Source organism: Desulforapulum autotrophicum HRM2, assembly GCF_000020365.1.
Taxonomy (GTDB): Bacteria; Desulfobacterota; Desulfobacteria; order Desulfobacterales; family Desulfobacteraceae; genus Desulforapulum; species Desulforapulum autotrophicum.
The window spans coordinates 5,001,955-5,015,177 of the sequence record NC_012108.1 but is presented as its reverse complement, the minus strand read 5'-3'; the positions used below and the strand labels follow the sequence as shown (position 1 = coordinate 5,015,177).

Sequence of the window (13,223 nt, the reverse complement as noted above, 5' to 3'; positions counted from 1 at the left end):
AAACGGGGCCAAACCGGGAACAGACTCCTTCTAACAGATTGATTGCCGCCTGCCATCGGCCCAACTTCTGCGTGACCTCTTTCTAAGAAATAGCACCCTCAGCAATTATGGCTGTCATGGCCCCAGGGCAAGCTCCTGAAGGCAACTGGTCAGGGCGGCTTCCGGAGACGATGCTCGTTGACTGAAACGGGCTAATAAATCGTGGAGCAAGCAGTCAGATGTCTGAAGCATGATGTGTCCTGACAGAGGATGTCTGCTCCATTCTTTGGGAAAAATCTTCAGAAAATAGTCTTTCCACCTGTTGACGGTGGAACGCCATACGTCGCAAAGCCCTTTCAGTCGCTCTAGAGTGATGGCAGGATTTTTCCCTTGACGAAGTGCGGTGACCAACAACACTACAGGAGCCCAATAAACCCGCCGGCCCCAAAATCGTACCGACGGAGGCGTGGTTCGGCGGCGACAGCCTTCACGTCCACAACACAGGCTGAAACGGATTTCAAAAACCTCTTGCAGTTCAGGAGGGCCACCTCGAGGCTTGCGCTGATAGTTGGAAAAATGCAGCGGCCCCCCGCAATAGGGCAACCGGCTTCTTTTGTTTGTTCTGCCAGTTTTTGGTCTATTGCGTAAAGAAGGGAAAATAACGATTGGCGAGTGAGGGTATCAAGTGGTATCATGTTTCCTGCCATTTAGGGTTATAGTGGCAGGAGCTCCCATCGACGAACTGGCCAAAGAACGTGAGGGGGCTCCTTTATTTTTCCCTCACTGTTCTGGACCATTTTACATTTCTTTTCCATCATTTTTTTTGTCCGCACTCACCAGGTGAGTTCACGTTTCTCAATGGTCATGATCTCCTCTTTGGAAGTTGGCCATTTAAAGAAATGTTTCTCCAGCCTTTTGTGCCACAGGCAAAAACCATTCCTGTCCCAATAAAGGATTTTAATCATATTGCGTTTTCGATTGCAAAAAACAAACAGATGGCCGGAAAAGGGGTCAAGTTCCAGACGTTCACTTACCAGGATCGACAAACCGTCAATGGATTTACGCATGTCGGTAATGCCCATGGCCAGGTAGACCCGAATGTTGGATGAGGTCAAAAACATCACATTCCCTTTAAGGTCAAAATAACCTTCTCAAGAGTCACCGGTGAAAAATCATCCAGAACTTCAATGGTAAATTCAGAGTTCATAGTGATTCGAAGAGAAGGATTGCCAGTTTGCTGAAACAGCCGAGTTGATTTAACAGGCACTGAAGGAATCTGAACAAATTCCAAAGGTAAATTTTCTTTGCGAAACCTACGTTTCCAGTATCTGAAACGGGGTATATTTAAATCGTTTCTTCTGCAATATTCCGCCTGGCTTAATCCTGATGGGGACCAGGACGCTATATGGGACTTCCAAAACTGTTTACGTTCATCATCAGAAATCGATTGCTCTATCGTATCCTGCACCTGTAAAGTTCCCGTCATAATTGAATAAGCCTCCTGCTGTAGTGTGAAAGTTGGCTTAATATGCCACGGGTGGGCAGGCTTTAAAAGATGGGGTTTATAGAGCGCTTACTCTTCAAAGAAATTACAGATGAAGATCTTTATAAATATACCTATGGAATGATGTCAGAATCCATACATGGTTCATGGAACGAATCTCTGGACTGGTGTCTTCAAAAAAATGAGGACTTAACATTCTCTGTATATCCTTTTTCCCATGAAGCAGACGTAAGGTTTATTTGTCCAACTATAAAATTCTGCAATGAGCCTTACAGGTTGTGGTTAAAAAGAATCGAATGCGAAGATGAGAACATGACAAATGTTCTCGACTGGATCGAGAAAGTTAATACCAGAATATTTATGATTTTTGACCAGAAGTACGATGGTCCAAATGGTTAACATTCCATTCAACAAGGACAAACTATTATATTGTCGAATCAACTTTTTATAATTTGGATTTTATCATTAAAATAATTTAAAGTGGCAGGCACTACGATTATCAACCATGCAAGGATATCATTTTAACATAGACGAAAGACCCGTAAGTTGCTGGGATTGGAAATTAAACCTGAAAAATATGGAATTCCTTGATGGAATAGATGCTCTATATTTTCAATATATTGCAGAGCAAAACGTCAATAATCTTGATGACGATGAAAACAAGCACAAAGCAGCAATTTCTCTCAGAGTTGCATATTCCCAAAGTTTGGAGACTTTATTTGCATTACTTTGTTCTGCGGTCCAGTCTCCTCAATGTACTGTTGGTTGGATGTTAAATTACAAGAACAGTGAGCTTATCCGTATTATAAAAAAAATCTCAAAGAAAGAGTTCGTTTATTCTAGGTTAAAGGAAAAATACGTTAGCTGGTTTAATATCAGCAAAGCTATTCACCATTATTTTGGGAATGATTCTCAAAAAAAAGATATGATAATAAAAGGCTATGGATCGTTGTGGGCAAGATTCGCTTCAGAGTATACCGATTCAGCATTCAGTTATGAATATAATAGCATAAAGCATGGTTTAAGGGTTAACCCAGGTGGGTTTCAACTCGCAGTCGGGCATGAGGATATTCCTGGAAACCCTGCAGCTCCAGAAAAAATGATAAATTTAGGAGGGAGTGACTTTGGGTCTTCTTTTTTTGTTAAAGAAAAAATAACAGGAACACCAAAACATAATTTTAGACCTCGCAGATATTCACGTAATTGGGACCCTATCCATATTGCCAACAGATTATCGCTAATTTCAATGTCAATAAATAATGTTGTAAACTGGCTAAAATTGATCAACGGCAAAAAGCCAGAACGATGCAAGTTTTTGAACCCCGAAAATTTAAATCATTTAGATGAACCCTGGGATAAATTTTCCGGGCCAAGTTCAATCAGTATGGATTTGAATATTGATAAAGCTAACATAAACACCGCTACAAAAGATGAAATAATTAAATCTTATAAAAGGGAAGAGGCTTGATTAGGTAATCCATCGTTATCTTTCACTTAATAATAATTAAAAAGAATGGCAAAAACATCAAAATTTGTAAGCAGTCTATCTGATCACATTTTGCATAAAAAACAGGGTGTGGTTGCCTCACCGATGAATAATGCATTAGGTGATTCACTCAAGACTCACTCTTGGTATTTGCATCGCATGTCAGAATATTTATGGCTTGGTCTTATACTATTAAAATACGGTAGAAACGAAGGATTAAACAGGGGGATGAAAATATTATTTTTTATCTCAAAAAACATAAAAGATTTTTCTTTTCCAAAACTGTCTAAAATTTTTAGTCTCAAAAATTCTGATCAAAGTGTAATTTACAATATTATCGTGAACAATATAGACAAAGCTGTATTAGCACCTTTAACTGTTTTGTATCGGCATTCTTCACATCCGTTGTTTAATGAAGTAAGCGCCCTATAAACCCCATCTTTTAATGCCTGCCCACCCGTGGCATATTAAGCCAACTTTCACACTACAGGAGGCTTATTCAATTATGACGGAAACTTTACAGGTGCACGGTTCGGTAGAGCAATCGATTTCTGATGATGAACGTGAACAGTTTTGGAAGTCCCATATAGAGTCTTGGTCCCCATCAGGATTAAGCCAGGCAGAATATTGCAGAAGAAACGATTTAAACATACCCCGTTTCAGATACTGGAAGCATAGGTTTCGCAAGGAAAATTTACCCTTAGACTTTGTTCAGATTCCTTCAGTGCCTGTTAAATCAACTCGGCTGTTTCAGCACACTGGCAACCCTTCTCTTCGAATCATTATGAACTCTGAATTTACCATTGAAGTTCAGGATGATTTTTCACCGGTGGTCCTTGAAAAGGTTATTCTGACCCTAAAGGGGATGTGATGTTTTTGTCCTCATCCAACATTCGGGTCTACCTGGCCATGGGCATTACCGACATGCGTAAATCCATTGACGGTTTGTCGATCCTGGTAAGTGAACATCTGGAACTTGACCCCTTTTCCGGCCATCTGTTTGTTTTTTGCAATCGAAAACGCAATATGATTAAAATCCTTTATTGGGACAGGAATGGTTTCTGCCTGTGGCACAAAAGGCTGGAGAAGCATTTTTTTAAATGGCCAACTTCCATAAGAGGAGATCATGACCATTGAGCGGCCCTATACAACCAAGGAAGTCTACAAAGTGGTCACTCCAAAAAAGCTTGTTATTACTACGGCTTTTTATTCTAAAAAAGGTGTTGCTGATCTGAAAGCAGAGTTCCCGAATACCATTATCCTCTTATACGGTCAAGAAGCTGATGATATCAATGATGATGGGATGCTTATGCCCTGGCCTTGGTTTGATTGAGGATAGACTAAAGTAAAATATCTACTGGATAGGCTATCTTTTTGTTGTAACTCTCCCCCAAAACGGCACTTTAAGAATTGAATCAAAATTGCCAACGCTGCTCTTGCTACGGGTCGCAAAAAGCCGCGACCGCAGAAGAGCAGCGTTTATGTGTAATCAGGTGCTGAGTATATATGTCCCAAGATGAATTAGAAAAACAGAATAAGGTCACTGCATAGTACGACAAATTCTCGAGAATGTACGATGTATTCTCTCCGAAAAAGTATTATCACAAAGCAAGGTCGCAGGCTATTAAAGAACTACGACTCAACAAAGAGAAATCAGTTTTAAATGTGCCGGTAGGTACCGGCCAGAACTTTGAATACTTCCAACAATATCTTAGAAATAGTGGATTAATCGTTGGTGTTGATATTTCACGGGGCATGTTAGGCAAAGCACAAAACAAAATAGACCAAAGCCAATGGGACAACATCAAGTTATTGAACCAAGACGTAACAAATTTAGGATCCAGTTTAGTAAATGAGTTTCTGGAAGAGAATAGCCTTAAGGGCTTCGATGCAATATTGTGTGATCTTGGTTTGTCTGGTTTTCCACAATGGAAAGAGGTTATTGATATTTTAGTATCAATGCTATCGACAAATGGGCGTATTGCCATTATGGACTGGTATATTGTGAGAGGTAATTTTGTTAGGTGGATTGGGAAAGGCGAAGTTAATAGGCCAATTGGGCAGCACATAGAAACAAGAGTTGCTGATTTTCAGGTTGATTCATCATTCAATCGTGGTGGCGTATTTGTAGCCTCTGGAAGTAAAATACATGAGAGTAAAAAAACATAACAATCACTGGACGGGACCGCGAGCAACTCAGCCGCCTCTTTCGAGTTTTTTTGGCGTGGCCCGTCAGTTCAAACGTTCACTCAATGGCAGTTTTTATTCTTAATCTACCAGAAGGGAAGCCACTGGATTCCCTCTGCTCAAAAAGGCCCTGAACTCACTAGAGATGTGTTCATCTCCTAGGACGTTTTCCCAGAAGGCATATGCCAATCGCCGTAAGCGGGTGATGTCGTTTTTATTGAGCTCCGGATCAGAAATTTCCGAGGTATCAAAAAAGAATGGCCCAACCTCGCCGACACTTTTTGGGGCAAAGCCCATGGAACACATATCATAACAGGGTAATAGTTTAAACATTTCCCCGTCTACGAATAAGCTGAGGTTCCCCAAATGCATGTCCGTATTGTGAATTAGTTGCCCGAAATACAATAGTTGCCCGGCAACATGAACATCCTGATCACGTACTATCCCCCGCTCTTTCAATGCACCCATCACGCGGACCCAGTTATGGCCGAGGCCAGTAAATTCGTTATCAATTACCTGCAATGAAATCATTGAGTATCTACCGGATACTCCCAAACGGTCAAATCTTTGTGTTTCGAGGAACAGACGTCCTTCTGCTTCGAGGAATCTGGTCTGGGCAGCAGGACATATATTATCATTGATGATTTGCGCTGCATGATATTCGGTTATCAAAATATCACGCCATCTCTTTGCAATATCGGTGTCATCCTTGGGGGAAAATTTAACAATAACATGGGACTCGTAAAGGCTGCTGAACGCGGTAAACTTAGGCTGTTCTCCCCCAGCGGATGACCCCGGAACTTCCCCTTTCAGGACATCCTCTGCCAACTTTGGATATAATTTTTCAGTTACCCCATAAGGCCGGCGGGTCAAACGCAAGATGGACTGTTCTCCAAGGATAAAATTCCCGGGCAGGTCATCGCCATTGGATATCAGATATTTCCCGATATGGGTATTGGTCCATTGCCTTGGATCAGAGGGAAACGCTTCGAGGTGTGTTGCCATTTTACGTGAGATCTGTCTACCTAAAAACCCCTGGGGTCTTAAATCGTAAAGAAAATATGGCAAATCATCGTACAACCCGTTTCCACTCTCACCCAGCAGTAGAGGAGAAATATTTGTTACGGGTTGCAGAAGATAACCACCGTGGATTAACGGGCGAAGGTATGCCACCACACTGATTTTACCGAGGTGGTCCACCAGACCTAATGGTATTTTATTATTCACGCCAAATGCATTGCAGGTCGCTGCATACCTGATTGATCTTCCATCTTGAATATGTGCAATATTGTCGCCCAGCTCCCTGAGTCTGCGTGCAACTGAACTCTGACTCAGGCCGGTTGCAGCCTGGATTTCTTTGGATGTTGAAGGGCCTCGTTTCAGATACTCTTTGATTGACAGCGGCATAGGATAACTCATACTTGTATTTTGGTTTATATAGTGACTAACAAATAATTACACATATTATGGCATATATGTCGTAAAATCAATATATTATTTCATATGCTTAAACCAGTTTGGCTTGATACATGACTTATATATAGAGAAAGCCCCCGGGTACAATCGACAACCCATTCCGGGCGAACTCCTCTTGGGACCGACAAGTTTTCTTTGTTCAACCCGTCAAGAAAACGGGCGCGAAAGACCTTGGTTAAGGCCTTTTGATTGAACAAATACACATTAACAAAAATATTGAGATACAAATATGTCATACTTTTCCTGGCTGGACTATTCAGAATCTGAACGTAATAAAGTCCTTGACCTGGTCAATGCATTGGGAGACCGTGATACGCGGGATGAACTAGGTATCGGCACTGTCAGAGACGCTTATGCAGATCTGCTTTTCCCCGGGACTTCCACAATCCAGACACGTGCCCGTTACTTTCTTCTTGTGCCTTGGATTTATCTCACTATTGAAAGACGGTTGAGATCAACTAAAGCTGCCGGGAAGGAGGACATTGCTAAACGGCTCCGAAATGAAGAAGTGGGCCTGATAAACTATCTTGCAGCATCTGATGACCCGGAAGGAACCATCGGCATTGAGGCTCGTAAAACTTTAAAACGGCTTCCCAGCACTGCCTACTGGAGCGGTCTTTCTGCCTGGGGTATTAAGCTCTGTCATGGTTCACAGGATCAATACAATCATGCGCTTCATGCCAATGGTCCTCCAAGACCTCTGACCGGCAGAGGCAGTGATGACGCCATTGAGGCGGATAGACAAAACTGGCATCCGGGATTGCCGCCTTGCCCCAGGGGGTTTCCCTATGCAGACATCTCTTTCCGTCTAACCGGCGAAGAAGCAGGTTACCTGAGGGAAAGAATTATGCATAATGCCCCAGGTACCTTTCTTGCCTTTCTGGCAGACCAGGGAAAGTCCGGCTCTTCAGCTCAGTTTCCATGGGAGCATCCCCAGATGTGCGAGGTACACGGCAAAATCCGTAAAACCATACAGCATGCTCAAAATTTTTCTGAGACCATTCATGGCGCAGCGTTGCTGTATAATTATCTGCTGGCAAAAGCTTCAGAGCAAGAGGACCGAATTGTTGAATACACCAGGAAGTTTACTTTGTGGACTGAGCTGATCCAGACTCGACAAGAAACGTTTTGCCAATGGGATCGGGAAGAATTCTGGGATACTGCCCTTTCCATGAATCCAAAGATTCCCAGTCAGACAAAATTATTTGTCGATACGTGGTTTGATCTGGCATTGAATACAGATGAACCCCAGCAACTGCTTGATCATCGTCAGACTGAAAATTTTATCCGTGGTAGAGAGCGTTTTTTGAAACGAGGGCAGGCGAGACTCCAGAATCAAAGAGCTCTTGAATTATGGGGGGGAGCAGCCGGGACCGGAAGGCTTGATTATCGGTGGAGTACGGTGAGAACCTTACTTGCCGATATTCAGAAAGCCTTTACAGAGGAGCCTGCAGATGCTTAATCCCCACAATCGAAACCTTATGTTTGAGACCCTCCGTCCCCCTGTGGGGTATCTGCTGGATCATGCCATCGGGTGCACGTTTTCGCTGGATCTTCATGCCCTTCTCACCACACCACTGGCCTTTACTTTTTTTGACTGGGAAGACGAGTCCGGCAGCATTACTTCAGATCCTCTGGCTGTGCTTGAGTCGGTGAGACGCAATGCCGACAGGATCAGCATCTTCTGTCAGGCCGGGCAGATATCTGTTCCACGTAAACAGGAACGGATCTTTGCCTATCTTGAACAGTCTGTTCACGAAGTGCTGCCACCTTTGGCTAACGGAGTATTTCATCCCAAGATATGGCTCATACGCTATACCCATGAAACCGAGCCGACCCAGTATCGGTTTATCTGCCTCAGCCGCAACCTTACCTTTGACAAATCATGGGACACTGTGCTTGTCTTGGATGGACAACTTTCGAAAAGGGTCTATGCATACGCGGTCAACAATCCTGTGGGTGATTTTATTCAGCGGCTGCCCGGACTTTGCCTGACCTCTCTGGATCAGACGACCATCAATAAAGTGGAGCAGATGCAGCATGAGGTGCGACGGGTTTTTTTTGAGCCGCCTGGGGGGATAGAGGAACTTTCTTTTCATCCCATGGGGATACCGGGGTATCAAAATTTCACATTTGGGCCGCCCAAACGGCGGGTGCTGGTCATGTCGCCGTTTCTTTCTGAGACTTTTGTTAAAGACCTGGTCTGGCAGAGAAAAAATTGCGTGCTGATCTCTCGTCAGGAATCACTGGAAACGATCAACCCAGAAACCCTGGAGCAGTATGGAACGGTTTTTACCTTAAATCATGACGCTGAAACCGAAGAATTAGACGATGGGGTGCTTTCGGGGCTCCATGCCAAACTGTTTATTATGGATGACGGATGGAAGGCGAATGTGTGGACCGGTTCGGCTAACGCTACAGATGCTGCCTTTAATACCAATGTGGAATTTCTTGTCTGTCTCAGGGGAAAACTGGGTAATCTGGGGATTGGTAAACTGCTTGAGCAGGAGGGAAGTCATACTAGCTTTTCCGATCTGCTCCAGGAGTACAGGGGGGAGGCAGAACCGGCAGAACCGGATGCGATACAAAAGGCTCTGGAAAAAAGGTTGAGGGCGGTTCGCCTGGCATTACTGTCCGCCAGGCTCTTTGCTGAGATTACACCGGTTGAAAGTACCCGGGAGTTCCAACTGGAGTTAAAAACAGTCTCTGAAAACGAGATGGTCTTAATCGGGGATGTGAAAATTCGCTGTTGGCCGATTACCCTGCCTTCCCATCGTGCAGTGCCGTTTGAAGTGTGCCGGGGACTTGGAGTGAATTTTGGGAAGGTGTCACTGGATGCGCTGACTGCCTTTTTTGCCTTTGAGCTGGAATGTACAGACAATGGCCAAACCTGCACGGAGCGCTTTGTCACAAAAGTTCCCCTTGTGGGTGAACCGGAAGGCCGTATGCAAAAGCTTCTGGGTTCTTTGCTGAAAAATAAATCACAGGTGTTGCGGCTGCTCCTGCTGTTGTTGGCCGATTCGTCAATGTCCATGGAGAAGCTGTCAGCGTTCCACGGTTTTTCGGGCATTGCCGGATCATTCTCTGACAGCTCGTCCGGTGGAATTCCACTCCTTGAATCCCTGGTGAAGGCACTGGCCCGGAGTCCGGAAAAACTGGACAGGATCAACCGTCTGGTTGAGGATCTTGATAAAACTGACCAAGGCGTGAATTTGCTTCCGGACGGATTCATGCCGGTATGGGAATCCATCTGGCAGATCCGTAAAGAGATGGTTTCATGACGACCCGGCCGGATGTAAACGCAGTTCTCCGGGGATTAAAGCCCTTTCAGCGCGACACGGTTGAATATGTTTTTGACCGCCTTTACCATTCCCCGGAAGGCAGCCATCGGTTCCTGATTGCTGATGAAGTGGGTCTTGGAAAAACATTGGTGGCCAGAGGTATCATTGCCAAAGCCATTGACCATATGTGGGATAATATCGATCGCATTGATATCGTTTATATCTGCTCCAATGCAGACATTGCCCGTCAGAATATCAATCGCCTGAACATAACCGGGCAGGTGGGCTTTGCCCATGCCTCCCGGCTTACTCTGCTTCCCGCGATCCTCAAAGGCTTTGATCGTAAATTAAACTTTGTTTCCTTTACTCCCGGCACATCTTTTGATCTGAAGTCAAGCACCGGCATTCAGCAGGAGCGAGCCCTGCTTTTCCACCTGTTAAGGAAGAGATGGGATCTTCCTTACATTCCCTGTTGCAACGTCATGCAGTGTGATGTCGGGGATAAGGACCGGTGGCGTGCATCTTTGAAAAATTACAAACCGGGCCTTGATCTGGATTCACAGATTGTGGCGTTGTTTTTTGATAGGCTGAAGACGTATATTGCCCGGGAAAAAGAGCAGGGCCTTCCTGATCTTCACAGCCGGTTTCTGGATCTATGCACTCGCTTTGCTTATTACCAGGAGCATAGGAATTTATCCAGGGACAAGGTCCGTGAACGAAACAGGGTCATTGGAGAGCTGCGAGCGATTCTGGCAGGAACCTGTTTAAAGGCACTTGAGCCGGACCTGGTCATTCTGGATGAGTTTCAACGCTTTAAACATCTCTTGAACGATGATTCAGATGCCGGGTTGCTGGCACAGGAGCTATTCAGCTATACGGATGAAGATACTGACGTTCGCACCATTTTGTTGTCTGCAACGCCATATAAAATGTACACATTGTATGAGGAGTCCGGTGAGGATGATCATTACCAGGACTTTCTTGCCACCCTTGAGTTCCTTGAAAATAATCCCCGCAACAGTGCTGAAATAAAATTAATAATCGAAGAATACCGCCGTGAAATGTATCGGTTTGGGAATGGGGATTCGGGTAGGCTGCTGATACTCAAGCAGAAGTTGGAAACAGCGCTCCGGAAAACGATGGTCCGAACCGAGCGCATTACATCAATGCCGGGGCATGATGATATGCTGACCGAAATTTCAAATACATCCCTGGGGCTTCCCCCTTCTGAAATCAAGGCCTATCTTGCCATGCAGACCATCTCCGGAATGATCGGCCAGGGCGAAGTTATTGAGTATTGGAAGTCGGCTCCTTATCTGCTGAACTTCATGGATCATTACAAATTTAAAGAGGCCTTTGTCCAGGAGATCAATGGGTCGTCCAATTCCCGATTTACGCAAATTTTACGCAATTCACCCAAGGCTTTCCTTTCCTGGAAGGATATCCAGTCGTATCAGCAGGTGGATCCGGGGAATGCCCGGCTCAGAAAACTGATGGTCGATCTTTTGGATAACGGCGACTGGCGGTTATTGTGGACTCCACCGTCACTTCCCTACTATGAGCTTGCTGGGGCATTTAAACAGTGTGAGGGTAAAAACATCACCAAAAGGCTTGTTTTTTCCTCCTGGACCGTTGTTCCAAAGGTTCTTGCAGCCATAGTGAGCTATGAAGTTGAGCGGCGGATGTACCGGTCTTTTGAAGAAAACCCGGTGAATACAGCGGAAGAAAGACAGAAACGTCGACCCCTGCTGCAGTTTGCCTTCAGCAATGAACGATTGACCGGGATGCCGGTGCTGGGGCTCCTCTATCCGAGTTTCACCCTGGCCCGCCTGGGTGATCCATTACCGTTTTTTAAAAACAGACCTGATAAGGTGACAGAGACCCTCAAGTCCACCGATATACTTACCGGTATTGAACAATGCATTATCGAAAAACTGGCACAATTACCGGACGGGGATGAGGATTTGGAACGAAGCGATGAATCCTGGTATTGGGCTGCCCCCATTCTCCTGGATATTCAGGAAGACAAAGCTGCAGCTGAAATGTGGTTGAAGCAGGCGGGATTGCCCCAGATCTGGAGCGGCAGTTCTAAGATGAATCATGAGGGTGGGGGGGATTCCCGCTGGGCAGATCATGTCGACTATGCTGCTGGGCTCATGGATGGAGAGACTCTGCGACTGGGCAGGCGGCCGAAAGACCTTTCATGGGTGCTTGCTCAAATGGCCCTTGCCGGTCCTGCAGTCGCTGCACTGAGATCCCTGTGCAGGATCTCGGATGATCTTCGGGAGTGTTCTGATAAATCAACGAGAAATAAAGCCGGATGTGTTGCCTGGGGATTCCGGAAACTGTTTAACCGGCCGGAAGTGACGGCCTTGATCAGGGGTATGAAACGGGACGTGCCCTATTGGCGCAGCACCCTTGAATACTGTGTGGATGGAGGGTTACAGGCGGTTCTTGATGAGTATGCCCATATCCTGCAGGAATTTTTAGGCGTGAGTGATCTGCCTCCGGATAATGCTTTACAGGAAGTGGCGAATACCATGACGTCAGCCTTGTCCCTGATGACTTCACGGGTTGAACTGGATGATATCTCATTCAAGAATCCGGATCACTGCATTGAAATCCGGAAAAAGAGCATGCGCAATCATTTTGCCCTGAGATTTGGCGTGCAGCAATCCGATGATGGAAACGAAAAAACCCGTGAAGATCATGTCCGGACAGCGTTCAACTCCCCTTTCTGGCCATTTGTGCTGGCTTCAACCTCAGTGGGCCAGGAAGGACTTGATTTTCATCTCTATTGCCATGCCCTGATCCATTGGAACCTTCCTTCAAATCCTGTTGATATGGAGCAGCGGGAAGGGCGAATTCATCGCTATAAAGGACATGCTGTCAGGAAAAACCTGGCCAAACGATATGCCGATTGTATCACCGACAGTCATCATCCGGATCCATGGGCTGACATGTTTGAAATGGCACGAAACGAACACTGGGAAGCAAGCCGGGGACTCATACCGTTCTGGAGTTTTCCCATCAAAGACGGTGCGCGCATAGAAAGACATGTGCCCACCTTACCACTAAGTCAAGACATTGAAAAGTTGCAGGCGCTTAAAAAATCGCTGGTCATTTACCGGATGGTGTTTGGTCAGACACGGCAGGAAGATATGATTGATTATCTGTTATCCAGGTTAGGAGACGCAGATGTTGATGCTGTCTCAAGGCAATTGCAGATCGAGTTAGGCCCGCCAAAATCGGAGGACGTCTGACCTAATTCCGACACTGAAAATGCTGACGGATAAACCGCAGAATCTGA

General features: G+C 45.3%; 12 protein-coding genes and 2 pseudogenes. 10 read left to right on the top strand and 4 right to left on the bottom strand.

The window, feature by feature from the left end:
• Positions 1 to 812 precede the first annotated feature (812 nt).
• Together tnpB (HRM2_RS22005) and tnpA (HRM2_RS22000) are read right to left on the bottom strand one after the other, a co-directional pair.
• The gene (gene tnpB / locus HRM2_RS22005; RefSeq protein WP_015906238.1) at positions 813 to 1,100 is read right to left on the bottom strand and encodes an IS66 family insertion sequence element accessory protein TnpB; all 288 of its coding nucleotides are present in this window, start codon (positions 1,098 to 1,100) and stop codon (positions 813 to 815) included.
• Positions 1,100 to 1,465: an IS66 family insertion sequence element accessory protein TnpA gene (tnpA, locus tag HRM2_RS22000; RefSeq protein ID WP_041272989.1), complete on the bottom strand. Its 366-nt coding sequence runs from the start codon at positions 1,463 to 1,465 to the stop codon at positions 1,100 to 1,102. The genes tnpB (HRM2_RS22005) and tnpA (HRM2_RS22000) overlap by 1 nt, the downstream gene beginning before the upstream one ends.
• Before the next feature lie 69 nt (positions 1,466 to 1,534).
• Between tnpA (HRM2_RS22000) and HRM2_RS21995 the strand changes: the two genes are divergently transcribed.
• From HRM2_RS21995 to HRM2_RS21970, 7 genes and pseudogenes are all read left to right on the top strand, one after another.
• The gene (locus HRM2_RS21995) at positions 1,535 to 1,882 is read left to right on the top strand and encodes a hypothetical protein (RefSeq protein WP_015906237.1); all 348 of its coding nucleotides are present in this window, start codon (positions 1,535 to 1,537) and stop codon (positions 1,880 to 1,882) included.
• 178 nt (positions 1,883 to 2,060) lie between these two features.
• Positions 2,061 to 2,951 carry a hypothetical protein gene (locus tag HRM2_RS21990; RefSeq protein ID WP_232364120.1) on the top strand — a complete coding sequence of 297 codons (891 nt, stop codon included), beginning with the start codon at positions 2,061 to 2,063 and terminating at the stop codon, positions 2,949 to 2,951.
• A gap of 45 nt (positions 2,952 to 2,996) precedes the next feature.
• The gene (locus HRM2_RS26750; protein WP_148214691.1) at positions 2,997 to 3,401 is read left to right on the top strand and encodes a hypothetical protein; all 405 of its coding nucleotides are present in this window, start codon (positions 2,997 to 2,999) and stop codon (positions 3,399 to 3,401) included.
• 73 nt (positions 3,402 to 3,474) lie between these two features.
• Complete coding sequence (gene tnpA, locus HRM2_RS21985; RefSeq protein WP_049770495.1) at positions 3,475 to 3,840, top strand: IS66 family insertion sequence element accessory protein TnpA; 366 nt, start codon at positions 3,475 to 3,477, stop codon at positions 3,838 to 3,840.
• Positions 3,840 to 4,106 (top strand): IS66 family insertion sequence element accessory protein TnpB, encoded by a 267-nt coding sequence (gene tnpB / locus HRM2_RS21980; protein ID WP_015906234.1) that lies wholly within the window; start codon positions 3,840 to 3,842, stop codon positions 4,104 to 4,106. Before tnpA (HRM2_RS21985) ends, tnpB (HRM2_RS21980) begins: the two co-directional genes overlap by 1 nt.
• Positions 4,096 to 4,302, top strand: coding sequence for a hypothetical protein (locus tag HRM2_RS21975; RefSeq protein ID WP_015906233.1), 207 nt, complete (start codon positions 4,096 to 4,098; stop codon positions 4,300 to 4,302). Before tnpB (HRM2_RS21980) ends, HRM2_RS21975 begins: the two co-directional genes overlap by 11 nt.
• Before the next feature lie 233 nt (positions 4,303 to 4,535).
• A pseudogene (locus tag HRM2_RS21970) lies at positions 4,536 to 5,138 on the top strand (class I SAM-dependent methyltransferase); the annotation flags it as partial.
• A 99-nt stretch (positions 5,139 to 5,237) separates the two neighbouring features.
• Here the strand turns inward: HRM2_RS21970 and yjjJ are convergent.
• On the bottom strand, positions 5,238 to 6,575 hold the full coding sequence (yjjJ, locus tag HRM2_RS21965; protein WP_015906231.1) for a type II toxin-antitoxin system HipA family toxin YjjJ: 1,338 nt from the start codon (positions 6,573 to 6,575) through the stop codon (positions 5,238 to 5,240).
• A 140-nt stretch (positions 6,576 to 6,715) separates the two neighbouring features.
• A pseudogene (locus HRM2_RS28450) lies at positions 6,716 to 6,832 on the bottom strand (IS91 family transposase); the annotation flags it as partial.
• 29 nt (positions 6,833 to 6,861) lie between these two features.
• Here HRM2_RS28450 and HRM2_RS21960 point away from each other — a divergent pair.
• Genes HRM2_RS21960 through HRM2_RS21950 form a run of 3 tightly spaced genes read left to right on the top strand, consistent with a single transcriptional unit; the run spans position 6,862 to position 13,176 of the window.
• On the top strand, positions 6,862 to 8,094 hold the full coding sequence (locus HRM2_RS21960) for a DUF6361 family protein (protein WP_015906230.1): 1,233 nt from the start codon (positions 6,862 to 6,864) through the stop codon (positions 8,092 to 8,094).
• The gene (locus tag HRM2_RS21955; protein ID WP_041273434.1) at positions 8,087 to 9,913 is read left to right on the top strand and encodes a hypothetical protein; all 1,827 of its coding nucleotides are present in this window, start codon (positions 8,087 to 8,089) and stop codon (positions 9,911 to 9,913) included. Before HRM2_RS21960 ends, HRM2_RS21955 begins: the two co-directional genes overlap by 8 nt.
• Positions 9,910 to 13,176 carry a helicase-related protein gene (locus tag HRM2_RS21950; protein ID WP_015906228.1) on the top strand — a complete coding sequence of 1,089 codons (3,267 nt, stop codon included), beginning with the start codon at positions 9,910 to 9,912 and terminating at the stop codon, positions 13,174 to 13,176. Before HRM2_RS21955 ends, HRM2_RS21950 begins: the two co-directional genes overlap by 4 nt.
• The last annotated feature ends 47 nt before the right edge of the window (positions 13,177 to 13,223 follow it).